At 60.3% G+C, this 23929-nt stretch carries 25 protein-coding genes; 13 read left to right on the top strand and 12 right to left on the bottom strand.

All coding sequences use genetic code 11. The features are described from left to right. Positions 1-4: 4 nt before the first annotated feature. The 3 genes from V6N02_RS14085 to V6N02_RS14075 all read right to left on the bottom strand — a co-directional run bounded on the left by V6N02_RS14085 (position 5) and on the right by V6N02_RS14075 (position 5193). Positions 5-2605, bottom strand: a complete 2601-nt coding sequence (locus tag V6N02_RS14085; protein ID WP_371226273.1) for a TIGR02302 family protein — start codon at positions 2603-2605, stop codon at positions 5-7. Positions 2606-2642: 37 nt separating this feature from the next. Beyond that, positions 2643-3908 (bottom strand): diaminopimelate decarboxylase, encoded by a 1266-nt coding sequence (lysA, locus tag V6N02_RS14080; protein WP_371226271.1) that lies wholly within the window; start codon positions 3906-3908, stop codon positions 2643-2645. Positions 3909-3999: 91 nt separating this feature from the next. Next, positions 4000-5193, bottom strand: coding sequence for a sugar-transfer associated ATP-grasp domain-containing protein (locus V6N02_RS14075; RefSeq protein WP_371226269.1), 1194 nt, complete (start codon positions 5191-5193; stop codon positions 4000-4002). Positions 5194-5396: 203 nt separating this feature from the next. On the opposite strand from V6N02_RS14075, the gene V6N02_RS14070 reads away from it, so the two are divergent. Next, the gene (locus V6N02_RS14070) at positions 5397-6278 is read left to right on the top strand and encodes an OmpA family protein (protein WP_371226268.1); all 882 of its coding nucleotides are present in this window, start codon (positions 5397-5399) and stop codon (positions 6276-6278) included. A gap of 3 nt (positions 6279-6281) precedes the next feature. Here the strand turns inward: V6N02_RS14070 and V6N02_RS14065 are convergent, their stop codons facing one another. Further along, positions 6282-7058, bottom strand: coding sequence for an SDR family NAD(P)-dependent oxidoreductase (locus V6N02_RS14065; RefSeq protein ID WP_371226266.1), 777 nt, complete (start codon positions 7056-7058; stop codon positions 6282-6284). A 329-nt stretch (positions 7059-7387) separates the two neighbouring features. Here V6N02_RS14065 and V6N02_RS14060 point away from each other — a divergent pair, with 329 nt between their 5' ends. Beyond that, positions 7388-8131, top strand: a complete 744-nt coding sequence (locus V6N02_RS14060) for a leishmanolysin-related zinc metalloendopeptidase (protein WP_371226264.1) — start codon at positions 7388-7390, stop codon at positions 8129-8131. A gap of 401 nt (positions 8132-8532) precedes the next feature. On the opposite strand, the gene V6N02_RS14055 is transcribed toward V6N02_RS14060, so the two are convergent. From V6N02_RS14055 to argH, 3 genes are read right to left on the bottom strand one after another with little or no spacing between them, the layout of a single operon-like run. Beyond that, complete coding sequence (locus V6N02_RS14055) at positions 8533-8832, bottom strand: DUF2834 domain-containing protein (protein ID WP_371226262.1); 300 nt, start codon at positions 8830-8832, stop codon at positions 8533-8535. After that, positions 8829-9005: a hypothetical protein gene (locus V6N02_RS14050; RefSeq protein WP_371226260.1), complete on the bottom strand. Its 177-nt coding sequence runs from the start codon at positions 9003-9005 to the stop codon at positions 8829-8831. The genes V6N02_RS14055 and V6N02_RS14050 overlap by 4 nt, the downstream gene beginning before the upstream one ends. Then, positions 9002-10393, bottom strand: a complete 1392-nt coding sequence (argH, locus tag V6N02_RS14045) for an argininosuccinate lyase (protein WP_371226258.1) — start codon at positions 10391-10393, stop codon at positions 9002-9004. Before argH ends, V6N02_RS14050 begins: the two co-directional genes overlap by 4 nt. A 22-nt stretch (positions 10394-10415) precedes the next feature. Between argH and V6N02_RS14040 the strand changes: the two genes are divergently transcribed. Continuing rightward, positions 10416-10973: a TlpA family protein disulfide reductase gene (locus V6N02_RS14040; RefSeq protein WP_371226256.1), complete on the top strand. Its 558-nt coding sequence runs from the start codon at positions 10416-10418 to the stop codon at positions 10971-10973. A gap of 33 nt (positions 10974-11006) precedes the next feature. On the opposite strand, the gene V6N02_RS14035 is transcribed toward V6N02_RS14040, so the two are convergent. Together V6N02_RS14035 and V6N02_RS14030 are read right to left on the bottom strand one after the other, a co-directional pair. After that, a complete protein-coding gene (locus tag V6N02_RS14035) occupies positions 11007-11201 on the bottom strand; it encodes a hypothetical protein (protein ID WP_371226254.1) in 195 nt (64 codons plus the stop codon). A 102-nt stretch (positions 11202-11303) separates the two neighbouring features. After that, positions 11304-12338 carry an AraC family transcriptional regulator gene (locus V6N02_RS14030; RefSeq protein ID WP_371226252.1) on the bottom strand — a complete coding sequence of 345 codons (1035 nt, stop codon included), beginning with the start codon at positions 12336-12338 and terminating at the stop codon, positions 11304-11306. Positions 12339-12503: 165 nt separating this feature from the next. Between V6N02_RS14030 and V6N02_RS14025 the strand changes: the two genes are divergently transcribed. The 5 genes from V6N02_RS14025 to V6N02_RS14005 all read left to right on the top strand — a co-directional run bounded on the left by V6N02_RS14025 (position 12504) and on the right by V6N02_RS14005 (position 16841). Continuing rightward, on the top strand, positions 12504-14384 hold the full coding sequence (locus V6N02_RS14025) for an SLC13 family permease (RefSeq protein WP_371226250.1): 1881 nt from the start codon (positions 12504-12506) through the stop codon (positions 14382-14384). 105 nt (positions 14385-14489) lie between these two features. Continuing rightward, on the top strand, positions 14490-15044 hold the full coding sequence (locus V6N02_RS14020) for a hypothetical protein (protein WP_371226248.1): 555 nt from the start codon (positions 14490-14492) through the stop codon (positions 15042-15044). A gap of 521 nt (positions 15045-15565) precedes the next feature. Next, the gene (gene rpmB / locus V6N02_RS14015) at positions 15566-15856 is read left to right on the top strand and encodes a 50S ribosomal protein L28 (protein ID WP_371226246.1); all 291 of its coding nucleotides are present in this window, start codon (positions 15566-15568) and stop codon (positions 15854-15856) included. Between the two features lie 85 nt (positions 15857-15941). Beyond that, entirely contained in the window at positions 15942-16313 is a 372-nt protein-coding gene (locus V6N02_RS14010) for a hypothetical protein (RefSeq protein WP_371226244.1), read from the top strand. 57 nt (positions 16314-16370) lie between these two features. Then, positions 16371-16841 (top strand): copper chaperone PCu(A)C, encoded by a 471-nt coding sequence (locus V6N02_RS14005; protein WP_371226242.1) that lies wholly within the window; start codon positions 16371-16373, stop codon positions 16839-16841. 39 nt (positions 16842-16880) lie between these two features. Here V6N02_RS14005 and V6N02_RS14000 read toward each other — a convergent pair whose 3' ends face one another. Beyond that, positions 16881-17573, bottom strand: a complete 693-nt coding sequence (locus V6N02_RS14000; RefSeq protein ID WP_371226240.1) for an NAD-dependent deacylase — start codon at positions 17571-17573, stop codon at positions 16881-16883. A gap of 91 nt (positions 17574-17664) precedes the next feature. Between V6N02_RS14000 and V6N02_RS13995 the strand changes: the two genes are divergently transcribed. From V6N02_RS13995 to hisD, 3 genes are all read left to right on the top strand, one after another. Beyond that, positions 17665-18378, top strand: coding sequence for a site-2 protease family protein (locus V6N02_RS13995; RefSeq protein WP_371226238.1), 714 nt, complete (start codon positions 17665-17667; stop codon positions 18376-18378). After that, on the top strand, positions 18375-18821 hold the full coding sequence (locus V6N02_RS13990) for a low molecular weight protein-tyrosine-phosphatase (protein WP_371226236.1): 447 nt from the start codon (positions 18375-18377) through the stop codon (positions 18819-18821). The genes V6N02_RS13995 and V6N02_RS13990 overlap by 4 nt, the downstream gene beginning before the upstream one ends. Before the next feature lie 123 nt (positions 18822-18944). After that, positions 18945-20246 carry a histidinol dehydrogenase gene (gene hisD / locus V6N02_RS13985; protein ID WP_371226234.1) on the top strand — a complete coding sequence of 434 codons (1302 nt, stop codon included), beginning with the start codon at positions 18945-18947 and terminating at the stop codon, positions 20244-20246. Here the strand turns inward: hisD and V6N02_RS13980 are convergent. Then, on the bottom strand, positions 20243-21151 hold the full coding sequence (locus tag V6N02_RS13980) for a LysR family transcriptional regulator (protein ID WP_371226232.1): 909 nt from the start codon (positions 21149-21151) through the stop codon (positions 20243-20245). The genes hisD and V6N02_RS13980 overlap by 4 nt on opposite strands. Before the next feature lie 118 nt (positions 21152-21269). Between V6N02_RS13980 and cuyA the strand changes: the two genes are divergently transcribed. Together cuyA and cuyB are read left to right on the top strand one after the other, a co-directional pair. After that, positions 21270-22274 carry a D-cysteate sulfo-lyase gene (cuyA, locus tag V6N02_RS13975; RefSeq protein ID WP_371226230.1) on the top strand — a complete coding sequence of 335 codons (1005 nt, stop codon included), beginning with the start codon at positions 21270-21272 and terminating at the stop codon, positions 22272-22274. Continuing rightward, a complete protein-coding gene (cuyB, locus tag V6N02_RS13970) occupies positions 22271-22951 on the top strand; it encodes a cysteate racemase (protein ID WP_371226228.1) in 681 nt (226 codons plus the stop codon). The genes cuyA and cuyB overlap by 4 nt, the downstream gene beginning before the upstream one ends. Here the strand turns inward: cuyB and V6N02_RS13965 are convergent. Beyond that, a complete protein-coding gene (locus V6N02_RS13965; RefSeq protein WP_371226226.1) occupies positions 22948-23817 on the bottom strand; it encodes a zinc-ribbon domain-containing protein in 870 nt (289 codons plus the stop codon). The genes cuyB and V6N02_RS13965 overlap by 4 nt on opposite strands. Positions 23818-23929: the final 112 nt, after the last annotated feature.

Below are 23929 nucleotides of genomic sequence, written 5' to 3'. Positions count from 1 at the left end.
CGCTTTAGAACCGGTCGAGCAGCCGCCGCAGGTAATCCCGTTCCTGTTCCGGGCGCGCGCCTTCGCCCGAGCGGCGGCGAATTTCATCCAGCAATTCGCGCGCGCGGCGATAGACATCCTCGCCCTGCAACAGATCGTCCTGCGTACCCACCTGGCTGCCCCGGCCCGGCACCCGGCCCAGCGGGTCGGATTGCTCTTCGCCGAACTGTCCCAGCGCCTGCCCCTGACCGCCTTGGGTTTGCTGGTTCTCGGCCAGCGCTTCGCCAAGGTTGCGCATGCCGTCGCGCAGGGCTTCCATGGCTTCGGACTGGCGATCAATCGCCTCGGCCAGATCATCATTGCGCAGCGCCTCTTCTGCGCCTTCCATGGCATCTTCGGCCCGGCCCAGCGACTCGCGCGCGGCCTCTCCGGCCTCACCACCGATCCCGGGCATGGCGTCGCGTTGTGCTTCCAGACGGCGGCGCAGCGCCTCTTGCCGCTCGGCCAGTGACCCGCCGCCGTCACCGGCCAGGGGATCATCGCGGCCACGGCCGCGTTGCTCTCCGCCCTGGCCCTGGCCCTGACCGCTTTGGCCTTCATGGCCTTCCCCCTGACCCATGTCGCCACTACGGCCCTGATTGCCCTGGCTCTGGCCCTGATTGGCATTGGGGTTGAACTGCTCCTGCAGATCGCGGAAGGCCTGATCGGACAGGCCCTGCTGTTCGCGCAGCGTATCGGCCAGCCCTTCCATGGCCTGCTCACCGGGATTGTCACCACCTTGCCCGCGCTGCCCTTCGGTGACGCGCAGGTTTTCCATCATCTCCTGAAACTCTTCCAAAGCCTGCTGGGCTTCGGCCATGCGGCCCTGTTCCATGAGTTCCTGAATACGGTCCATCATGTCCTGCAGATCTTGTTGATCCAGCATGGTCATGTTCTGATCACCGCGGTCGCGCTCATCCGTGCTGTCCTGCTCGCGCTGGGCTTGCTGCGACTTCTGGCGCAGATAATCCTGCGTGGCGTCGCGCAATTCCTGCATCAGCTGGGCGATTTCCTCGTCGCTGGCACCACGCTTGATCGCCTCGGACAGGCGTTCCTGCGCCTCGCGCATCCGTTCCAGCGCATCTCCGATATCGCCATCTTCCAGCAACACGGCAAGGTCCCACAGCGCCTCGGCGATCTCGTCCTGGGTTTCGTCCGTCAGGCTGCCATGCGAGGCCAGCGTTTCCAGACGCCGCAGGATCACCCGCAGTTTCAGGTAGGATGTGTCATTGCGGAACAACCCGTCTTCCGGCGCATGGCTGATCGCGCGCAGCATCTGCGCGACGCTGCGCGCATTGGACTTGGCCCATAGCAGATCGCGGCGTTGTTCTATAACCGCCGCGGCCAGAGGATCAAAGAACCGCCGCGCGGGCAGGGCCATCGGCTTTGCCTCAGAAACACCCGTCTGATCACGCGCATCCGCCACATCCAGTGTTAGGGTGACAGGCAGATGCGCCCAGGGATGTTGCGACAGGTTCTCGATCAGCGTCTCGGAAAACTCGGCCCGGTCGCCGGTGATCGGCATTGGCAGTTCCAACTCGATCGGATCGCGTGGATCAGGCTCAGTGGCCAGCCCATAACGGCGATCCACCGCCTCGATGTCCAGCCGGAAGGTGGCCGTGCCGCCGGTCACGCCGTAATCGTCACGGGCGCGGAACGGGCGGCTCATCTGTCCGTCAAAGGTGGTGTTGATGCCCTCTTCCATCAGCTCGACCGTCGGGGCGGCATCGGGCAGGGCGGTCACGTCCCAGCTGCGTCCGCCGGGGCCGTCGATGCGCAGCTCGCCGCTTTGGGTGATGTCAAAGCTTTGATCCGCGTCCGTCGCGGCGCCAATATCATCGGTGCGCCCCGATACGGTTTCCGCCACGCTGAGCGCGCCGATCTCGCCATAGAACCGCAGGGTAATGCGGCTGCCTTCGGGCGCGCGGATCGTGTCGGTCAGATCATTAAGGTAGAGGCTGGGTTGCCCGGTATAGGCGGGCGGTTCCACCCAGCCTTCCCAGACCGGACCCGAGGCCAGCGCCGCGCCGCCACCGGGGGTCATATCGCCAACCGATCCCACCCGCCAGATCGAGCCGAACATCAGTGCCACGACCAGCCCCAGCAGGGCGACATAGCGGATCCCGAACGGATCGCGATGCGATAGTTTCAGATCGGGTTCCACCGCACGGGCCTGCGCGGCCTGGGCCTCCATCCGGGTCAGGTGCGCTTTCCACAGTGCTTCGGACGCGGGGTCCAGGCGGCCAATCACTTGCCGGTCGGTCAGGGCGGTCAGCGGATGGCCGGGCAGGGTGTCGTCCAGCCGGGCCAGCGCCTCGGATTTCGGGGGCCAGCGGAAGCGGCCTACGCCGTAAAAGACGAAAATGGCGAAGGCCAGCAGGATCATAACCATCGCGCTCCACACCACTTCGATCGGCAATGCGTCATGCAGGCCCAACATTAGCGCGGCTGCGGTGGCGGCAATCAAGGTCCAAAGCGGCCAGAACGCATGCACCACGCGCTCGGCAATCAACCCCGCCCATGTCAATGTGAGGGGCCAGCGCAGACGCTGTTTCAAAGGGCCTAGTGAGTTATGGTCAATCGCCATATGCTATCCCGTCTGAGGGCCGGTCCCGCAGGGTGCGTTACAGCCACTCGGGTATGGTATCGCGATTTATCATCTCGTCAAAGGTCGGACGTGGCCTGATGACGGCGAATTGATGCTCATGCACAAGAACTTCGGGGATCAGGGGCCGGGTGTTATACTCGCTCGACATCACTGCACCATAGGCCCCGGCACTGCGAAACGCGACCAGATCACCGGCCTTCTGCGGGGGCATATTACGCCCCTTGGCAAAGGTATCACCGGATTCACAGACCGGGCCGACAATGTCATAGGGCTGCTGTTCCGTGCCGGGCGCGGGTTCAACCACCGGAATGATATCGTGATGGGCGTCATACATGGCCGGGCGGATCAAATCGTTCATCGCCCCGTCGAGGATCAGGAAATCCCGGTCTTCGCCGGATTTCACATAGATCACCTTGGTCACCATGATGCCCGCATTCCCGGCCACCAGACGCCCCGGTTCAATCTCGATCTCACATCCCAGATGGCCCAGCGTGTCCTTGATCAAGGCACCGTATTCGGTGGGCAGGGGCGGTGCGTCGTTTGAGCGGGTATAGGGGATGCCAAGCCCACCGCCCAGATCGAGGCGTTTGATATTGTGGCCTTCGCCGCGCAACGTTTCGGTCAGTTCGGCAACCTTTTGATAGGCCTGGCGAAACGGTTCAAGCTCGGTCAGCTGGCTGCCGATATGCACGTCGATGCCGACAATCTCCAATCCCGGCAGCGAGGCGGCAAGTGCATAAACCTCGCTGGCGCGGCTGATCGGGATGCCGAACTTGTTTTCGGATTTGCCGGTGGCGATTTTGGCATGGGTTTTGGCGTCGACATCCGGGTTCACGCGGATGGTGATCGGGGCAACCTTGCCCATCTCGGTAGCCAGCGCGGAAAGCGCCTCCATCTCGGGTTCGCTTTCGACGTTGAACTGCCGGATGCCCCCATCAAGCGCGAGGCGCATCTCATCCACGGTTTTGCCGACGCCCGCAAAGACGATCTTGTCGCCCGGCACACCCGCCGCCCGGGCGCGCAGGTACTCCCCGCCCGAGACCACATCCATGCCCGCGCCCAATGTCGCCAGCGTTCTCAGGATCGCCTGATTGCTGGCCGCCTTCATGGCATAACAGACCAGATGCTCCATCCCCTCTAACGCCTCGTCAAACAGCCGGTAATGGCGGGACAGCGTAGCGGTGGAGTAGAGGTAGAAGGGCGTGCCCACCTCTGCCGCGATTTCCGCGACGGGGATGTCTTCGGCGTGCAGGGTGCCGTTTTGATAGAGAAAATGATCCATTCCACGCAATTAGGGCGGATGTCTGATCCGATCAATCGGAAAAGGCATCCGCCGCTTATGGGTTTGCAACCCTTGGGAGGGCGTTAACAGCTTAACGCTGTTCCTTGAGATGTTTGACATAGGCTGCCTTCACCTCTGCCCGGAGTTCTTCAGAGCGGTCTTCAACCTGTTTCAGGATAGGGGCGAAATCGTTGTTCAGAATGCCCTTTCCCGTTGCCAGTTGATACAGCATGTGATGGGGGTTGGAATTGCACTCGATGATCATCGGGCCATCTTGCGTGATGCCGATATCCCAGCCAAAAACACCGAACTGCGGCATCAACTGATGGCCACTGGTCGCGAGGCGCAACACCTCTTCCCAATGCGGTACTTGCATGCCAGCAAAGGCCTTTTGGCTGACGGGGTGGGTATCAAGCACTTCTTGATCAGGGCCAGATCCGCGTCGGCATTGTTTCAAAACACCACTGGTCTTGTCGATTTCGGCCAGCATTGACCCATCCTGCCAGTAATTGTCGGACATTGCCTTGGGCGAGGGGACTTTCCACAAAGTGTAGAGAACCTGCGGGGCCTCGTCGTCGGCCATCACGGTTACGACGCGGATCGTGCCCACGGCGCGGCCTGCCACATCCGAGAGATCACTGTGCTGATCAACGGCATCCTGAAACAAGAACCCTTCGGCATAGTCTTCCAATGCTTCGGTTGCAAAAGCACGCAAATCAACGCGGGTTCCGTTTGACAGAACCAACTCGCGGGTTTCACGGTCCAGTTCGACGATCAAGGCAGAGCCGACGCTGCCCGAACCTACCTCGGGCTTAACAAACAAGGGGTATCGGGCGTCGTTCAAAAGAAATTGCTCGATCTGCTCGACTTCACGCAGGGCAGGGATCGTACCGAAGGACCGGTTATGAGACGCCACAGCCTGAATGCGCGGCGTGGGAAAGCCCAAGTTCTCCATCATTGCGCCATAAAACACCTTGTTGCGCACAAAGGGGCGCAAGCTGGTCACCCGATGCGGCGACAGGCGATTATTGAGCCTCCGGCTGCCCCCTTCTCCGACGAACTGGCGTTTTTCCTCGGCGGCAAGGTCTTTGCGAAAGACAGCGTTGGCGTAATACTCGTCGAACTGAAGGCGATGCTGGCCCATCCAAAGGCGGATCATCTGTCCAAACTGCGCAAACGGGCTGACGCCGTATTTACGTGCCACATCGACAATCATCTGGGATGCGGGCGGCGTGGGTTTTGCGGGCGCGGCCAAAAGCACGCGGGGGGCGGTTGTATCGGACATGGTTCCTCCAGTCACTTTTCCTGCTCAGCAGCAGTGCTAATCAGTGAATTTGGCGAAAATTGGGCGACAATTCCGCATCTTGGGAAAAATTGTATTGGTCCTGGAAACGGGCCGATGCCGTCGCGGCGTCGTGCCCCCTATGCTATGCTAACGCCATTGCAAGATATTCGGAGGTATTTGAGATGCGGGTTTTAACTGGATTGATGGCTGCGCTGGTATTTGGTTCCCTGCCTCTGACTGCCCTGGCGGATGTAGAAGGCAGCAGCGATCACATTGTCACCGGGCGTTTCGAGGGCAGTGAGATCAACGGCTATGACTATCAGGAGTTCGACACGTTCACAGTTGGCGATGCCAACGGTGTGCGCCAGATCGAAGGGATCGTCACGCAGATCGCCTATGTGATGCCTGACGGGGTTTCGTTGGCTGCTGCCAGCCGAAATTTCGAGAAACGATTGCAGGAACAGGGATATTCCGAGGTTTTCGCCTGCGACAGCAAGGTCGACAAAAAACTCTGCAGCCGTGATTTGTCCTATACAATCAAACGGCTCCCCGCGCCGCGCATGGTGGTGGACAGTTTCACCTTCACCTACAGCCTTTGGCAATCGCCCGTGCCGTCGCAGATCACGATCTCACTGCTGACCAGCCAGAACAACGGCCGCACCTATCTGCAGGCCAGCATCATTGAGGCCGAGGAGCTGAGCTTCCAAATGGTGGATGCCAGGCAGATTTCAGATGGCCTTAGCACCGAGGGGCGGATCGCCCTCTACGGCATCCAGTTTGATACCGACAGCGCCGTGATCAAACCTGAAAGTGGTGAAACGCTGGCGGAACTGGTCACCTTCCTGCAAGGCGCGCCCGAGGCCGAGATATTGGTGGTGGGGCATACCGACAATCAGGGCAGCCTTGAATACAATGTCGACCTGTCGAAACGCCGTGCCAAGGCGGTACGGGCGCATCTTGTGGAGAATGGCGTGGACGGTGGCCGTTTGCTGGCCGATGGGGTCGGGTTTCTGGCCCCGGTCGCGCCCAATCTGACCGCCGAGGGGCGCGCGCTGAACCGCCGGGTCGAGATTGTGCCGCGGTAAGTTCTATTTCGCCTGCATATCGCTCATCATTTTCAGAACCAAGCGACGGGGCAACAGCGGCACGACCCAATTCACCAATAGACCCAGCATGGGCTCGTTCACCGTGATCAGCTTGCCACGCATCATCGCGTCATAACCGTGCTTTGCGGCGCTTGCAGCTGTCTTGCCACCGCCTTTGACAAGGTTGGTGCCGTCCAGATCGGCGACCTTGGCAAATTCGGTTTCGACATAACCGGGGGCCAGCACGGTGCAGGTCACACCCTTGTCCTTCAGCTCATGCGCAACCGCCTGACTGTAGGAACTGACAAAAGCCTTGGTGGCGAAATACACCGCCTGATTGGGTCCGGGCATGAAGCCGGCGGTCGAGCCGACATTTAGAATTCTACCACCGCCCTGCGCCGCCATAAGCCCGCCGAAATGGTGGGTGAGGGTGACCAGCGTCTTGACGTTCAGGTCGATCATCGCCTGTTCGGCGGCCAGATCGCGGCCTGTATGGGTGCCTTGCCCGCCAAAGCCCGCATTGTTGATCAGGATATCAACGCTTACTCCTGCCGAGGTGATTTTCTCGATCAACGCCTCCGCCCCACCTGGTGCCCCGAGGTCGAGCGCAAAGACCGTCGCGGTGATGCCGTGATCCGCTTCCAACTCGGCTTTAAGGGTGTTGAGGCTGTCCTCGCGCCGGGCGGTCAGAATGACATCGTCGCCTTTTGAAGCATGCAGGCGGGCAAATTCGCGGCCAATACCCGCGGAGGCGCCGGTGATCAGGGCAGTATTTGGCATTGGGGATCCTTACATCGATTTGGGTCAGTCTAGCATATGAAAAGGCATGCGCCACGGCCCAGTTAGAGTCCGAAGCAGCTTCGATTGCACGATAAGCGGGCCTATTCAAATGACGCATTGCGGCTGCTTCGGATTTGCGAACTTGGCTCCGAGCGCGAATGTCTGTTCTGCAAAACCGAAATCAGCTTTCGATTTCCAGACTAGCGTTTTTCGGCCTAGAGGAAGCGCGCTTCTGGCTGTTCGGCGCCGAATGGGCGTGGCCGGGTTTCATGGTCCGTGAACCTCCTGCTAATATTTGGTCACACCAATCCATGCAAAGCAGGTCACTCATGATCGAACTTGTTTTTTCAGGAGATTTCACCACCGCCCGCCGTGCGGTTTTCGACGACGCTGCCGCCCGTTGGGACGCGGTCATAAACACGGCGTTTGACCCGATCCAGTTTGAAGGAACCGTATTAACAGGGGTGCGGATTGATGCCTCTATCGTCGAGATAGATGGCGCGAGCGGAATACTGGGACAGGCTGGGCCCACCGTCTTGCGCCCGGGGTCTGAGTTGCCGCTGACCGGGGTCATGGAATTCGACCAGGCGGACGTGGTGAACCTCGAAAATGCGGGCAGTTTTGCAGACGTTATTCTTCACGAAATGGCGCATGTTCTGGGGTTTGGAACCCTGTGGTCCCGCAGGAACCTGATCGCAGGGGCCGGAACCATGGACCCGCGCTTTGTTGGCCCGGCGGCCTCCAGGGAATTTGCACGTCTTGATCCGGATGGCGGAACAGCCGTGCCCTTGGCCAATACCGGCGGGGCGGGAACCCGCGAAGGCCACTGGCGCGAGTTGGTTTTTGGCGACGAGCTCTTGACCGGGTTTCTATCCGGAAGCGATCGCCCGCTAAGCCGGATGTCGATCGCGTCATTTGAAGACCTTGGGTATGGTGTGGACTATAGCCGCGCGGATCCGTTCGTTTTGCCCAGTTTCCGTGAACTGGCCCTGAAGGGTGTGACCGAAGCGGTGCGCAGCTGTGATCTGTGCCGGATGGAACGGACAGAGCCAATCGTTCTTGATGGGGTGTGAGTGGCTCGCGATGCAGCAATCTACCCCACCGATGAACGACAGGATTGGGCTGCTTATGTCGCCAACCATGGCCGTGGGTCGTCAGATGCCGCGCTGCATCCGATAACTGCATAGAGCCCAGTGCGGTCGTCGCTGTTAAGCACCAAGCCGGTTAACAGCCGCGTAGCGGCCCGGCCATCGTCAGCCCCTCCCTTGGGCTGGCGATTACTCTGACACAGGCGCTGCGCTCGTTCTGTGGATGTACTTTGCGAGCATAAAGCGCCCCGAAGCAAATGGTGGGTCGCCACCCCAGGGGCTGACGCTGGCCTCCGGTGGCTGGCACATAGCGAAGGTCCGCTTCGTCCCGCGAAGCGGCTCATTGAACGTCCGGTTTGTTCAAACCCGGGATGCCCCGCTTGGCCTCACCGCATTCGCAGGAACAGGTAAAGGGGCAAACCACAGCTGACACCGATGCAGAACGTAGCCGGGATCGCGATCAGGCGCAGCCAGTCGCGCCGTGTCGCGGTCTCGTAAAGAATCCAGATCGTGAGGGCCACGGCGGCGATGGTCAGGTCCCAGACCAGCCCGCTGGTGGCGGCGTTTACATGCCACGCATCCACCATCGCCATCAGGTCATAGCCGTTTTCGCCGAACCACTGGAAGAAATAGACCATCGGGTGAATGGCGCCCCAAATGGCCAGCGCCAGAAACAGCCACTTCACAGGCCGACAGCCACCGTCACATTGCCGGATGAGGCAGACACAGACGTTGCCGTACTGACCTTGCCATTGCTGTTGACGCTGATCCCGGTGCTTACATTAGGGCGCACCGGATCGCCATCCGCGCCGCATGCGGCCAAAAGCGCCACGATGGGGATTGCCATAAGAAGTCTCATCCCAAAATCTCCTTCCAGCGGGCGATCTGTGCCCGAACCTGTACCGGGGCTGTGCCGCCATAGCTGACGCGCGAAGCGACGGAATTCTCAACCCCCAACACCTCGAAGATAGTATCATTGATGCCTGAATGCACGGATTGCATCTGTTCCAGCGTCAGATCGGGCAGGTCACAGCCTTGATCTTCGGCCATGGCCACCAGCGTGCCGGTGACATGGTGGGCGTCACGAAACGGCAGGTTCAGCACCCGCACCAGCCAGTCGGCCAGGTCGGTGGCGGTGGAAAACCCTGCCCCCGCAGCCCCGGCCAAAGCCTCGCGATTGGCGGACATATCGCGCACCATGCCCTGCATCGCGGCCAGCGCCAGCATCAGGTTGTCGGCGGCGTCAAACACCTGTTCCTTGTCTTCCTGCATGTCCTTGGAATAGGTCAGCGGCAGGCCCTTCATCACCATCATCAGCGCGACATTTGCGCCGAAAATCCGCCCCACCTTGGCGCGGATCAGTTCGGCCGCATCCGGGTTCTTCTTCTGCGGCATGATGGACGAGCCGGTGGAAAACGCGTCCGATAGTGTGACAAAACGAAACTGCGCCGAGGACCAGATCACCAGCTCTTCCGCAAAACGGCTGAGATGCATCGCGCAGATCGAAGCGGCCGACAGGAATTCCAACGCAAAATCGCGGTCACTGACTGCATCCAGCGAGTTGGCACAGGGACGGTCAAATCCCAGATCCTTCGCCGTCATCTCGCGATCAATCGGAAAGGATGTCCCGGCCAGCGCGGCGGCGCCCAGCGGGCATTCATTCATCCGCGCGCGCGCATCGCGGAATCGCGACGCATCCCGGCCCAGCATTTCCACATAGGCCATCATGTGATGCCCCCATGTGACGGGCTGTGCAGTTTGCAGATGGGTAAAGCCGGGCATCACCCAATCGACCCCGGCCTCGGCCTGACCCAGCAACGCGGTCTGAAGCGCCTCGATCCCGGCAATGGCCGCATCCATCTGATCCCGCACCCAAAGACGGAAATCGGTGGCCACCTGGTCATTGCGCGACCGGCCCGTGTGCAGACGCCCGGCGGGTTCGCCGATCAAGGCTTTCAGGCGTGCTTCGACATTCATGTGGATGTCTTCGAGGGCGCTGGAAAATTCAAACTCCCCGCTTTCGATTTCTGACAAGACCGTGAGCAGGCCTTCCCTCATCGCTGCGGCGTCCTTATCACTGACTATGCCTGTGGCGGCCAACATGGCGGCATGGGCCCTTGAGCTTGCGATGTCTTGTGCGGCCATGCGCTGATCGAAACTGATCGAGGCATTGATCGCCTCCATGATCTGATCGAGACCGGCGCGGAACCGTCCGCCCCACATCTGGTTCGAGGATGAATTGGTCATGAGATTGCCCCTTGGAGGGAAGATGAAACTACGTTGGCTCGTCCTTTATCTGGCCCTTGGGCTTAGTGCAAATACCGCGGCTGCCGACATGGCTGATCTTGAGGCCCTGCGCGTTGGCGACATGAAAAAGCTGGTGTTTCACGAGACGGCCAAACCTGTCTCCGAGATTGCCTTTGAAGCGGCCGACGGGGGCGAGGGCACGCTGGCGGATTATCGCGGCAAATACATGTTGCTGAATTTCTGGGCCACGTGGTGTGCGCCCTGCCGCAAGGAAATGCCGATGCTGTCGGATTTGCAGACCGAGCTGGGGGGCGACACGTTCGAGGTGGTCACACTGGCAACGGGCCGCAATGCGCGGCCCGCCATGGCAAAGTTCTTTGAAGAGATCGGCGTTGATAACCTGCCCCTGCACCGCGACCCGAAATCGCAGGTCGCGCGGGCCATGGGCGTCTTTGGCCTGCCGATCACCGTGATCGTGGACCCCGAAGGGAATGAAATCGCCCGTTTGCAAGGCGATGCCGACTGGAGTTCGGACAGCGCCAAGGCGATCCTGCAGACCCTGGTCGCACCCGAGAGTTAACGCCCCTGCCCGAACTGGGCAGAGGGTTGCCCGTTACCGATCGTGCGGCTGCTGTGACGAGGCCGGGGTGTCTGCGTTCTTGCTGGAAATGGACGGGCTGGTCTTGCCCGTGTCAAACGCCCCTTCGGCGGGCCAGAGCGAGGGCACATAAGGCAATGAATTCATGGCAATGGCCTGCGTGCCAAGCGCCGCAACAAAACCAAGGGCGAGGGTAATGGATTTCAGCATCTGAGAGCCTCCTGTTTGATGTGATGGATCAAACATGGAGGCGCGGCTGGTGGTCTTCGCGTTGATTTCAAAATGAACGCGGATATCCCGGAATCGAGCGGTTTATGCAGGAATCGACGTATCGTCCAAGGCCGAGCGGCGATAATCACGCGGTGATGTGCCGGTCATGGCGCGAAATGCCTTGTTGAAAGGCCCGAGCGACGCAAAGCCCACGTCATAGGCAATCTCAAGGATGGTTTTCTGGGCGTTCTCGGGCGCGGCCAGCGCGGCCTTGGCGGCGGCAATCCGGTACCCATTCACGAAGGCGGGAAAGTTGCGATAGCCCAGATCCCGGTTGATGGCGTTGCGCAGGCGATGCTCGGGTACGCGCAATTCATCCGCCATTTCCCCGATAGTCAGCCCTTCTCGGCGCCACAATTCATGCTCCATCGCGCTGTCAATCTGTGCCAGCAGATGGGTATCGACCAGATCGGTCGCCTCTGGAGTGGTGCGCGGACGCGGCGTTTCATCCGACGACCACAAACTGCCGCCCGGGCGCAGGGCCCAATACCCAAACACGATTTCGAACGCGAGGATTGTCGCGGCAAAGCTGGTCGGGAGCCAAACCGGTTGGGTCTCGGGCGTAAACAAGGTGCCGGTGATTGTCTTGGTGATGCCAAACAGCATGATCATCAGGATGAACACCACGCGGAAGGATCGGCGATTTTCGACCAGATCATCCTGGGCCGAACGCATCACCACATAAGCCAACCCGATGAACAGCAGAAGCGTCAGCGGCACCTGCACCTTGGGGGCCTGAAACGGCTCGAAGCACATCATGACAAGCACGCTGGCAAATGGATAGAACACGCGCCCGGCTTCGCGCCGCTCGGGCGGTTCCAGGAACAGATCAAGGACAAACCAGGTCAGGGCCAGTGGCATGAAATGGGATAGTAACACCGCAGGGTCTATCGCGTCGGGCGACCATACCGGGCCGATCCCGCTGGCCCGGGTCATCTCGCCGGCCAGAGCAAGCGATATGGCCCCAAGCGATAAAGACTTGCGCCGCGTCCGCGCGTTCGAGGCCAGAATCGCAAAGGTCAGCACCGAGATGCCGATCACGGCCCCGCGAATCATCAGGTCGATTTCTGCCAGCACGTCTCACTCCCTGCGCTGATGTTACCATAAGGTCCAAAGAGGCGTCGGGTCTCATCGAATCTTGAAATCAAGGGTGTTTTCAAGAAATCGACGGGTTTGCAGATGGGCACGCTGATTTGACGGATGCCCGTTTTATGCCCACAGTTGAGTAAAAAAGGGACGGCTATGGAACAGATTGCCTTTACCACGGAAATGGCCGTGGTGGTGGGCGCGTTGGGATTCACCATTTTCCTCTTCGTGTCCGAGATCATCAGGGTCGACCTTGCGGCAATCCTTGTCCTGGTGCTGATCGGCATTCTGTCCTACGTCCCGGGCCTCGAAAATCTGGCAGATGTGAACCACCTGTTTGACGGGTTTGCGTCAAATGCGGTGATCTCGATCATTGCGGTGATGATCGTGGGGGCGGGTCTCGACAAGACCGGCATCATGAACAAGGTCGCCGCGAAAATCCTGAAATACGGCGGATCGACGGAAAACCGGGTATTGCCCATCGTGTCAGGCACGGTCGGGGTGATCTCAAGCTTTTTGCAGAATGTTGGCGCGGCCGCCCTGTTCCTGCCGGTGGTCAGCCGGATTTCGGCGCGCACCAGCATTCCGCTGTCGCGTCTGCTGATGCCGATGGGTTTTTGCGCGATTCTGGGCGGGACGATGACAATGGTCGGTTCCTCGCCGCTGATCCTGCTGAATGATCTGATCGCCTCGGCCAACCGAAACCTGCCGGCGGATCAGCAGATGGACCTCTTTGGCCTGTTTTCCGTCACACCCATCGGTTTTGCGCTGGTCCTGACAGGGATTGCTTATTTCATGCTTCTCGGCCGGTTTGTCCTGCCCGGTGCGACCAAGCTTGAGGCGTCGCAAGGTCAGGGGACATCGGATTACCTGCAGCGGGTCTATGGTCTGAAAGCCTCGGTGTTCGAGGTCGACGTGCCCGAAGACAGCCCGCTGGTGGGCCAGATACTGGCCGATATCAACCTTGAAAATCACCTCTACATCATCTCGACCTATTACCGTGGCAAAGTGTCGATGGTGCAGATCCTGACCGCCGAGATTGCTGCGCCCTGCCGTCTTGCCATCATCGGCAAGGATGTGATCGTGCGCGAGTTTGCCGAGAAATACGGCCTGACGGTGCGTGACAATCTGGATGTCTTCGCCGAAGAGTTCGCGCCCACCAATGCCGGGATTGCCGAGGTGGTGATCCCGCCTGACAGCAAGCTGATCGGGAAATGCCCGCGCGATCTGTTGCTGCGCAAGACCTATGGCCTCAGCCTGTTGGCGATCCACCGCGGCGAGGAGAACCTGAGCCACGTGGAATATGGCGACCACAAGCCCACTGCCATCGGCCTTGTACCGTTCCAATCCGGTGACATGCTGGTGGCCCATACCCGCTGGGATAACCTGGTGCGGATCAAGCGGGATCGTGATTTTGTCGTGGTCACTGCCGATTTCCCACAGGAAGAACTGCGCCCGCAAAAGGTGGGTTATGCGCTGTTTTTCTTCATGGTATCGCTGTCGATGATCCTGTTCACGGATGTGCGCCTGTCACTGTGCCTGTTGACCGGGGCGGTGGGCATGTTGCTGACCAAGGTGCTCAGCATCGACGAGGCCTATCGCGCGGTCGGGTGGAACACGGTTTTCCTGTTGGCCAGCCTGATCCCGCTGGGGCAGGCGGTGCAAAGTACGGGAACGGCGGAATGGATTGCGCAACAGATACTGGTGGCGCTGGATGGCTGGCCGATCTGGTCGCTGCAACTGGGCGTGGCGGTGTTGGCCACGGCGTTTTCGCTGGTGATGTCGAATGTCGGGGCGACGGTGCTTTTGGTGCCATTGGCGGTGTCGATTGCCGTCGCGGCGGGTGGCAATCCGGCGGTGTTTGCCTTGACGGTGGCCATTTCGACCTCGAACTCGTTCATCATCCCGACCCATCAGGTGAACGCGCTGATCATGGGGCCTGCGGGATACAAGGTGACCGATTTCATCCGCTCGGGCGGGATCATGACGGTGCTGTTCCTGATCGTGTCGATGGTGATGCTGAATGTGGTGTTTTAGAGGAATGCCAGCTTTAGCGGACGAAACTGCCGTTCGCTTGTCTCGGATTCAACCTCTGTTATTGATTGCTCAATCACTTCGTCTGGATTGGTCGGAAACATGGTTATGGACAGTCAAGAGTTCGCGACAATGTTCGAACAGGAGTTTGCCCAACCGCTCCTTGAGCAGGGTTTTGACTTTGTGGGCCGCAGCAAGTCCATGCGGTATGTACAGGAAAATCGCGAGCTTCGCATCCTTAGGCAAGGAGGACGATTGGCAAGACCTGGCTCAGCACGTTCTGTGATTTGCTTTCGTCACACCTTCTTGCGCCCGATCAACAGCGACGATCCTTCGAAAGAACCGATTTATGTTCAGGATTGCCCTAGAAAGCTGATTTTCGATGACTTCGATGGGTGGCGTCAGCCAAAACTTGACTACCAACCCGAGAATTTAGGGCGCTGGAGAATTCACACCTTGAATTACTCGGAAGCTGACGCGCGCATTGTCAGCGAGTGTCTCGGAAAACTTGCAGTGATTGTAACGAAACGTATCTTACCATGGGTTAATTCCCGTACAGAGGCCGAAGAACTATCGCAGATCAGAAAGTTCGGAGAGAACGCTTGGTGCGAAAAACGCTGGATTGAAGACTATGAGCAGTTTCTTTCGGAACAACATCGATAGTCGCCATTGGTATTCACCGCAGTATTTAACAAATCAGGTTCACAAAGGGATTGCGGCGATGCGGCGGTTAAATGTGGCCTCATCTCGCCAAAGCAGGGTCGCTCGACGAGACAGAGCGGGCATTCACGCAAGCCGCGCGAGGGCCAGACCGCGGAATGGCGATCCAACATCTCTGTGATGTGATTTATGGCAGCCAAATCCGCAATAGATCACCGCATCGCGCTGAGCACGGCCAAATCGCCAGCCCTTTCGGGCGGTCTGGCGACCGCGCGGCGGCCTGCGGCCTTGATTCCGCGCGGAGGGTTACCGCTTCGGGCTCAAAGCGAACAAAGCTCTCCTGGCTTTGATGGAACGCCGATTTATTCACTTGCTTTTGTGCTGCGCTGCCTTTCGAATCCCTTGACGCCCATCCCCAATCCGCCTAAAGACGCCAGACAGAATTCGGGGCGCTGCCTGTGGCGGTGCCCATTTGTATTGAGAGGGGCGGTATCACCTCCCCACCAGATCACGAGGATGACCCCATGTCGCGCCGCTGCGAATTGACCGGAATTGGCCCGATGGTTGGCAACAACTCCAGCCACGCCAACAACAAGACCAAGCGTCGGTATCTGCCGAACCTCAATGACGTGACCCTGCAATCCGAAGCCCTGGGCCGCGGCATCAAGCTGCGTATCACGGCCAAGGCGCTGCGCAGTGTTGATCACCGGGGTGGCCTGGATGCCTACCTGGCCAAGGCCAAAGACACCGAACTTTCGGCCAACGCGCTGAAAGTGAAGAAAGAAGTTGCCAAGGCTCTGGCCGCAAACGGCTGATCCGACGACCTTTCTGATAGTCTGAAAACAGCCCTGCCGGCCTCGGCGGGGCTGTTTCCTTTTGTCCCTTTGCAACCCGGGGAAGATGGTGATTAACTCCGCCTCGATGACTCGTGGTTTGCGCATATTTGTGGCCGTTGCCCTGTCCGTGATGCTGGTTTTCACCAGCCACAGCATGGCCGTGGCACGCGGTATGCCCGGCCCGGATGGGCAGATGGTGATCTGTACCGGGCAAGGACCAGTGATGGTTTCGGTCGATGCGACAGGCAACCCGGTTGGCCCGCCGCATATCTGTCCTGACGCCACGCTATCGCTGCTGAACACCGCTCTGGTGACCGCTGCGCACACGGCTCCGGCGCCGCAGGCCTATCAGAAGGTCCGGTTCACTGAGGTTGGACTGAACAACGGCACCCGTTCGGCAACTCCTCAGGCCCGCGGACCGCCTTTAACGGCCTGATCCTTACGACCCTCACCCAAAATCCACGTTCTATTTCTTTTGATAAGGAGACATCAGATGTCTTTCAAAACCACTGCGCTTGCGGGTCTTGTGGCCGCTTTCACGGCAACCACTGCATGGGCCGGAGGGATCGAGCTGCATGATGCCTATGCCCGTGCTTCAACCCCTTCGGCCAAGTCGGGCGCCGCTTTCATGATGATCCATAACCATGACGGCGAAGCGGATCGCCTGATCGGTGCCTCGTCGCCCGTGGCCAAGCGGGTCGAACTGCACACCCATCAGGAAGACGCCAATGGCGTGATGCAGATGAAGCATGTCGAAGAAGGCTTCGAACTGCCCAAGGATGGCGAAATTCACCTGAAACGCGGCGGCAAGCACGTCATGTTCATGGGTCTCACCGAAAGCTTTGAACAGGGCAAGAAAATTCCCTTGACGCTGATCTTTGAAAAGGCCGGCGAGATGGAGTTCGAGATCGAGGTTGACCTGGAACGTAAGGAAGAGCACAGCCACGATCACGGCTCGGACTGATCAACGGGGCGGGGGCGCGGTGTTGGCGCCCCCGGCCATCTACCCGGCCAGCAGGTTTTCGACCCATTTAGGGACCACCTCGGTGGCGGGCCCATATCTTGCATCCATGAAATCGCGGGAATTGGCCGACGGCTCCATGTTCAATTCAAGCGTTTCAGCCCCCATACGGGCGGCATGCTGCGCGTAGGCCGCCGCCGGATAGACCTGCCCGGACGTGCCGATGGACACGAATAAATCAGCGTTGCTGAGGGCAGGGTCAATTCGGTCCATGCCATAGGGGATTTCGCCGAACCAGACGATATCGGGTCGCGTGGCCGGGGTCTGGCACGCGGGGCAAAGATCGCCCGGCGCCATTTCCAGGGGCGCTTTCCAGCGATGATCGCAGGCGTGACACAATGCGCCCGCCAGTTCACCATGCATATGAATGACATTCCGGCTGCCGGCCCGCTCATGCAGGTCATCCACGTTTTGCGTCACGATCAATACCTCGCCTTCGCATTCGGCTTCCAGCCGGGCCAGAGCAGTATGCGCGGCATTGGGTGCGGCCTTCACCGCCTGCGCGCGCCTGGCGTTGTAAAACTGATGAACAAGGGCGGGGTTGCGGGCGAAGCCTTCGGGCGTGGCAACATCCTCGATCGCATGCTGCGCCCATAGCCCGCCTTCGTCGCGAAACGTGCCCAGCCCGCTTTCTGCCGAGATGCCGGCGCCGGTAAGAATAACTATCTTTTTCATGCCTCAGTTTCGCTAAATTTTGGGGATTTTTGTGACAGAAGGTTCAGGGACTACCCCCAATGTAACCACAAAGACCTGAAGTCCCAAACCCATGTTCAAAGACACAACCCCGATTTACGAGTTCCGCGGCCCCTATGGCATCCCGATCCAGATCGGCGGCTCACTGCTAATGTTGATCGCGTTTTACGTGATGATGTCTGGCGGTGACCTGCTTTGGACGGCCACCTTCATTGCCATGTTGCTCATTGCGATCCTGTTGCACGAACTTGGCCATGCCTGGGCCTGCGAGGTGCAGGGCGTGCCGGTGCGCCGGGTGGTGCTCTATGGCGGGGGTGGGTTTTGCGAACGGGCACGCTCGGCCTCGGCCTGGCAGCAGGAATTCATCGTGGCAATGGGTCCGATTGTGAACATCGCGCTTTGGGCGGGCTGTTCGTTGATGTCCGAGGGGCTTTGGTTGTGGATTATCGCGGATGCCGCGGCCCTGGAAAATCCAGAGACGTTGTTTTATGGCCCCCGCGCAGAAATCGCGATGCTGCTTGAGCAATTCGCCTATGTGAACGGCTTTCTGGCGGTGTTTAACCTGATCCCGGTGCAACCTCTGGACGGCGGCAAGCTGTTGCATCTGATGTTGTTGCGACTGGTCAACCCCCACACGGCGCTTGTGGTTACCGGTGCGATTGGTCTGGCCTTGTCGATCATCTGGATTCCGGCAATGCTGTTGGCCTATGGCGCGGGGTGGTGGATCCTGTTTTTCATCCCTTCGGTGCCTCAGCATTGGGCGATGATGAAGGGCCAGCTTGCGTGACCAGAATCCTGTTTGTCTGTTTGGGCAACATTTGCCGCTCACCAGCGGCCGAGGGGGTGTTTCGCGCCCTGGCCCCGGAGGCGGACACCGACAGCGCAGGGACCGGACACTGGCATGTGGGCGACCCGCCCTATCCCCCCATGGTGCGGGCCGCCAGCGCGCGCGGTTATGATCTGTCGGATTTGCGTGCGCGGCAGTTTCATGCCGGTGACTTCGAGACCTTTGATCTGATCATCGCGATGGATGCTCAGAACCTCCAGGATATCGAGGCATTGCGCCCCGGCGGGGACATCACGCCGGTGCATCTGATGACCGACTATGCGCCGGAACTGGGGTTGGATCATGTGCCAGACCCCTACTATGCGCAGGATCAGAATGGCGCCTATGACATGGTGCTTGATTTGCTCGAAACAGCCGGAATGGGCCTGAAAGCCGCGATTTGACCGGGTAATTTCGGGAATCCCGAAACCCGTGTTCAGACCCTGAAAAAACAGGGCTTCCAGTCGGGCCAGGGGCTTGCCCTGTCCCCGCCCTCTCCCTCATGTGAAGGGCGGAGGAGATCGCATATGCCCGTCACATATCTCAAGTCATCGGCCGGAGAGCCGCCTGAAACCCTCGCCGATGTTGGCGATACCGTCCAGATCATGTTGGCCCGGCTGCGGGCCGGGGGTGCGCAGGTTGCGCTGGAATATGCCCGGCAACTGGACAAGTGGCAGGGTGAGATCACCGTGACCTCTGACCAGATCGCCGAGGCCGTCGCCCGTGTTCCCCAGGACGTCAAAGATGATATCAACTGGGCCCATGACAACATCACACGTTTTGCCGAGGCCCAGCGCGCCACCGCGCAGGACATGGAAATCGAGCTGCGCCCCGGCCTGATCGCGGGGCAAAAACAGATTCCGTTGCAGGCGGCAGGGTGTTACGTGCCCGGCGGGCGCTATACCCATATCGCCAGCGCGCTGATGTCGATTGGCACCGCCCGCGTCGCCGGTGTGCCGGATATCACGGCCGTTTCTCCTCCCAACGGTGATCAGGGCATTCCCGACGCGATGCTTTATGCGATGAACCTTGCGGGTGCCACGCGTATCCTGACCATCGGCGGCGTGCAGGGGATTGCCGCGATGGCCTTTGGCATGTTCGGCGCGCCCGCTGCAGATATCCTTGTTGGCCCCGGCAACGCTTATGTGGCCGAGGCCAAGCGCCAGTTGTTCGGCCCCATCGGCATTGACATGTTTGCCGGTCCCACCGACAGCCTCGTGCTGGCGGATGAGACGGCCGATCCGGAAACCGTTGCGATCGACCTTGTTGGTCAGGCCGAGCATGGCGCCAATAGCCCCGTCTGGCTGGCCACCACTCACAAACCTCTGGCCGAGACGGTAATGACGCTGATCCCGCGAGTGATCGCCGATCTGCCCGAGCCTAACCGGAGTGCGGCCACCACCGCCTGGGCCGATCTGGGTGAGGTGGTGCTGTGTGATACCCGCGAAGACATGGCGCAATTTGCCGACCAAAAAGCGCCCGAACACCTGCATGTGCAGGCTGCCGATCTGCCCTGGTGGCGGGATCGTTTGCTGGCTTATGGCTCGCTTTTCCTGGGCGAAAACACCACCGTGTCGTTCGGCGACAAGGCCGCTGGCCCCAACCATGTGCTGCCCACGTCCGGGGCGGCGCGCTATACCGGCGGGCTGAGCGTGCACAAGTTCCTTAAAACAGTGACATGGCAGGAGGTCGATGCCGGCGCTGCACATGAGTTGGCCCGGGTCAGTGCCGCGATCAGCCGCCAGGAGCGTATGGAAGGTCATGCCCGCAGTGCCGATCTGCGCCTTGATCCCGGTATGACATCACTGCCCCGCGCGGCCAGCGTTTAAGGGATCGGCCCCGCGCTTTGGGACTGCAAGATGTCCCAGGCGGCAAAGGCGGCGTCTTTGCCGCCCCCACGCGCGCGGATCACCCGGATGTCAAGCGTGGCCCAGGGCAGATCACCTGACAGATCGGACAATTCGCCCCTCTCCAGCGCCTCGCGGGCCATGGAGTGTGGCAGCCAGCCAATGCCTAACCCCTGACGCAGAAATTGCAGAACCGCCGGGGTTAACCCGGTTTCGGCCAGACTGTGGGTGACAATGCCACGCGGCAGGTGCGGCAGGATATGAACGCGCAATACCTCGCCCAGATAGATGTTCGCGGGATAGCTGATCAGTGGCAACTCCCCCGCCTTCAGCGCGTCAAAGAGGTGCGGTGCGTCGCGGATGTTTGCAACAGGGATCAGCCGGTCGGTCCCAAAGCCGATCTTCTCGAACAGGGAACTGTCGAATTGCAAAGCGTCCTGAGGCGTTTCATAGATCAGGCCGAAATCCACCTCCTGGCGCAGCAGCATTAGATGGCAATCGCTGCGTGTCCCCGAACGGATGCGCAGCTCGGTTTGGCGCTCCTGCCCCAGATCGCGCAGCAACGAGGGGGCAACCGTGGTGGTCAGGGCATGCTGACAACAAAGCCGTAACCGGTTGCGGTTGTGCCCTTCGGCGTCTGACAGTCGTAAGCGCAGCTCGCGAAACCGGCGGGCGGCATCGCGCAACTCGACCTCCATATTTTGCACATGAGGCAAAAGGGTGATCGGTTTGCGGCTGCGATCAAACAAGTCACATCCCAATGCGCTTTCCATGGCTCTGATGCGCCGCGTAAAGGCTGAAGGCGTCAAGTACCGACGTTCAGCCGCCGCCGTGAACGAGCCGGATTCCAAGACAGCTAGGATATCCTCGATCCATTCAAGCTTCATGAGATACCCTCAAAGTTGCAAGTCTTGCAATATGAAGTCCTGATTTCGCATTTGAATGCAAGCGTTGAATATGGTCTTTTCGCGCCGAGCCATCCCTTACCTGATCCGGAGCATTCCCATGAACCTAGCCCAATTCCCGCGCGTCCGTCTGGCGCACCTGTCCACCCCGCTTGAGCACATGCCGCGTCTGAGCGAGGCGCTTGGCGGTCCCGAGATCTGGATCAAACGTGACGATTGCACCGGCCTGTCCACCGGCGGCAACAAGACCCGCAAGCTGGAATACCTGATGGCCGAGGCACAGGCGCAGGGCGCCGACATGGTGATGACCCAAGGGGCGACGCAATCCAACCACGCGCGTCAGACCTCGGCCGCGGCGGCAAAGCTGGGCATGGATTGCCACATCCTGCTGGAAGATCGCACCGGCTATAACTACGACAACTACAAATATAACGGCAACGTGCTGCTCGATCATCTGCATGGCGCGACGATGGAACATCGCGGCCCCGATCTGGACATGAACGCCGAGATGGAAGCCGTGGCCGACAAGTTCCGCGCCGAAGGCCGCAACGTCTACACCATCCCCGGCGGTGGCTCGAACGCCACCGGCGCGCTGGGCTATGTGAACTGCGCGTTTGAGTTGCTGCAGCAATTCGTTGAAATGGATCTGAACGTCGATCACATCGTCCACGCGACAGGCAGCGCGGGCACGCAGGCGGGCCTCATCACCGGCCTCAAGGCGATGAATGCCAACATTCCGCTTCTGGGGATCGGCGTGCGTGCACCCAAACCCAAGCAGGAAGAAAACGTCTATAACCTCGCCGTGAAAACCGCCGAGAAGCTGGGCTGCCCCGGTGTTGTCACGCGTGAAGACGTGGTGGCCAACACCGATTACGTCGGTCCCGGCTATGGTATCCCGGCGGATGATACGCTGGAAGCGATCGACCTCTTTGCCCGGACCGAGGCGATCCTGCTGGACCCGGTTTATTCGGCCAAAGGGGGCGCGGGCCTGATTGATCTGTGCCGTAAGGGGCATTTCAAGAAGGGCGAGAAGGTCGTGTTCCTGCACACGGGCGGGGCCATCGGCCTGACCGGGTACAGCCACTGCTTTGACGTGCCTAAATGAGGCCAGTCGGCATTCTGGGCGGGATGGGGCCCGAGGCCACCATCCTGCTGATGCAAAAGGTTTTCGAGGCTGTGCCCGCACAGGATGACGCGGATCATGTGCCTTTGATCGTGCACCAGAACCCCCAGGTGCCCTCGCGCATTGCCGCACTGATTGACGGCACGGGCGCCGATCCCGGCCCCGTGCTGGCGCAGATGGCCCGCGATCTTGAAGGGGCGGGGGCGGCCGCGCTGGCCATGCCCTGCAACACAGCGCATCATTATGCCCCCGCCGTGGTGGGGGCGAGCGCGCTGCCGTTTCTGAACATGCTTGATCTGACTGCAGCGGCCCTGCAGGCCACAGGCGCGGGGCGGGTGGGCATGCTGGCCTCACCCGCGACGCGGCTGACCGGGGTCTTTTCATCCCCGTTTGCCGCGCATGGTTTGGAGGCGGTGACGTTGGCAGATGACAGCGCACTGCTGGAAATCATACGCGCCGTGAAAGCCGGGGATCGCAGCGTTGCAGTGGAAGCGGCCTTTACAGCCGAGGCCGACGCCCTGATCGCCGCCGGGGCGGATCACCTGCTGGTGGCGTGTACGGAACTGTCCTTGTTGAGCCATGCGCTGCCCGAAGGCGCACCATGGACCGATAGCCTCGACTGTCTGACCCGGGCGATTGTGGCGTTTGCGCAGGGTTAGCCGCCCTCGTTTGACGTCCCGTCCGCCGCGCCCATCAGGCCGCCTATCAGCTGATCCAGCCACCCGCGCAGCCCGTTGACCATTTCAACATAAGCCGCCAAAGCCCCCTCAAGCGCAGGGACGGCAGCGGCCAGTTGCGGGGCAAACACGTAAAGCAGCAAACCAATCACGGCCAACAGCACCATCGTCAGGAAACCGCGGCGGAACCCCCCGGATTGACGGGCAGTCGCCGCGTCATGGGTGTCGTGGGGTTCCACCATGCCGGGGTCTGTGCTGTCCGAACTCAGCGAGGAATTGATTTCGTCAATATCGGGCAACAGGTTGCGCCTTGTGCCGGGGTCGGGGCCATCGTCCTCGTCCGGGTCGGCCTCGGGCTCGCCACGCAGGCGGGCCATGCGGGCCTGGGCCTCTTTCGCGCGCCGGTCGGCCTCGTCGGCCCCTTCGTTCAACCCAAGTTCGGGTTGCGTTTCAAGGCTTTCGCTGCCCTCGGCGGCACGGGCTGCGCGCTCGCGCTCGGCCTCTTCGCGCAGCACATCGGCGACTTCGGGGTCCAATTCCTTGCGGGTGGGGCCGTCCGGCTCCGGCGTTTCTTCGCCCTGCTCCTCAGAGTCCTCGTCTTCGGTGTCCTCCTCACGCTCCGGTTCGGGCGCGGGTTCTGCCTGGACCTCTTCAACCTCTTCTGCCTCGCTCGGGGCATCCCAGCTTGGCTCTTCCGAGGGCGCTTCCTCGGGGTCTGGCGCGTGATCGGGGTGGTGTTGAAACCAGGTATCGCCGCAATTTGAACATTGCACATCGCGCCCGGACTCGGGGATCACCTCATCGGGGACTTCGTATTGTGCCCCACAATTCGGGCATGTCAGCCTCATGACGTCACCTGTCTGCCTGCCACGGTTTCGCGGCGTTGTTGTTAACGCTTAGCATAAGTCGTAACACCCCTGTGGAAAAGTGCAAAGAAATCCGCGTCCCAGATCATTGCAC

The sequence above is a fragment of the Roseovarius conchicola genome (assembly GCF_041403425.1).
In the GTDB taxonomy this organism is placed as follows: Bacteria; Pseudomonadota; Alphaproteobacteria; order Rhodobacterales; family Rhodobacteraceae; genus Roseovarius; species Roseovarius conchicola.
This window is presented reverse-complemented; position numbering and strand designations above follow the sequence as displayed.

Bases quoted from the DNA above. Each gene is read 5' to 3' on its own strand.
- V6N02_RS14085 (WP_371226273.1), bottom strand. From the start codon at position 2,605: ATGGCGATTGACCATAACTCACTAGGCCCTTTGAAACAGCGTCTGCGC.
- lysA (WP_371226271.1), bottom strand. From the start codon at position 3,908: ATGGATCATTTTCTCTATCAAAACGGCACCCTGCACGCCGAAGACATC.
- V6N02_RS14075 (WP_371226269.1), bottom strand. From the start codon at position 5,193: ATGTCCGATACAACCGCCCCCCGCGTGCTTTTGGCCGCGCCCGCAAAA.
- V6N02_RS14070 (WP_371226268.1), top strand. From the start codon at position 5,397: ATGGCTGCGCTGGTATTTGGTTCCCTGCCTCTGACTGCCCTGGCGGAT.
- V6N02_RS14065 (WP_371226266.1), bottom strand. From the start codon at position 7,058: ATGCCAAATACTGCCCTGATCACCGGCGCCTCCGCGGGTATTGGCCGC.
- V6N02_RS14060 (WP_371226264.1), top strand. From the start codon at position 7,388: ATGATCGAACTTGTTTTTTCAGGAGATTTCACCACCGCCCGCCGTGCG.
- V6N02_RS14050 (WP_371226260.1), bottom strand. From the start codon at position 9,005: ATGAGACTTCTTATGGCAATCCCCATCGTGGCGCTTTTGGCCGCATGC.
- argH (WP_371226258.1), bottom strand. From the start codon at position 10,393: ATGACCAATTCATCCTCGAACCAGATGTGGGGCGGACGGTTCCGCGCC.
- V6N02_RS14040 (WP_371226256.1), top strand. From the start codon at position 10,416: ATGAAACTACGTTGGCTCGTCCTTTATCTGGCCCTTGGGCTTAGTGCA.
- V6N02_RS14035 (WP_371226254.1), bottom strand. From the start codon at position 11,201: ATGCTGAAATCCATTACCCTCGCCCTTGGTTTTGTTGCGGCGCTTGGC.
- V6N02_RS14025 (WP_371226250.1), top strand. From the start codon at position 12,504: ATGGAACAGATTGCCTTTACCACGGAAATGGCCGTGGTGGTGGGCGCG.
- V6N02_RS14020 (WP_371226248.1), top strand. From the start codon at position 14,490: ATGGACAGTCAAGAGTTCGCGACAATGTTCGAACAGGAGTTTGCCCAA.
- rpmB (WP_371226246.1), top strand. From the start codon at position 15,566: ATGTCGCGCCGCTGCGAATTGACCGGAATTGGCCCGATGGTTGGCAAC.
- V6N02_RS14010 (WP_371226244.1), top strand. From the start codon at position 15,942: ATGGTGATTAACTCCGCCTCGATGACTCGTGGTTTGCGCATATTTGTG.
- V6N02_RS14005 (WP_371226242.1), top strand. From the start codon at position 16,371: ATGTCTTTCAAAACCACTGCGCTTGCGGGTCTTGTGGCCGCTTTCACG.
- V6N02_RS14000 (WP_371226240.1), bottom strand. From the start codon at position 17,573: ATGAAAAAGATAGTTATTCTTACCGGCGCCGGCATCTCGGCAGAAAGC.
- V6N02_RS13995 (WP_371226238.1), top strand. From the start codon at position 17,665: ATGTTCAAAGACACAACCCCGATTTACGAGTTCCGCGGCCCCTATGGC.
- hisD (WP_371226234.1), top strand. From the start codon at position 18,945: ATGCCCGTCACATATCTCAAGTCATCGGCCGGAGAGCCGCCTGAAACC.
- V6N02_RS13980 (WP_371226232.1), bottom strand. From the start codon at position 21,151: ATGAAGCTTGAATGGATCGAGGATATCCTAGCTGTCTTGGAATCCGGC.
- cuyA (WP_371226230.1), top strand. From the start codon at position 21,270: ATGAACCTAGCCCAATTCCCGCGCGTCCGTCTGGCGCACCTGTCCACC.
- cuyB (WP_371226228.1), top strand. From the start codon at position 22,271: ATGAGGCCAGTCGGCATTCTGGGCGGGATGGGGCCCGAGGCCACCATC.
- V6N02_RS13965 (WP_371226226.1), bottom strand. From the start codon at position 23,817: ATGAGGCTGACATGCCCGAATTGTGGGGCACAATACGAAGTCCCCGAT.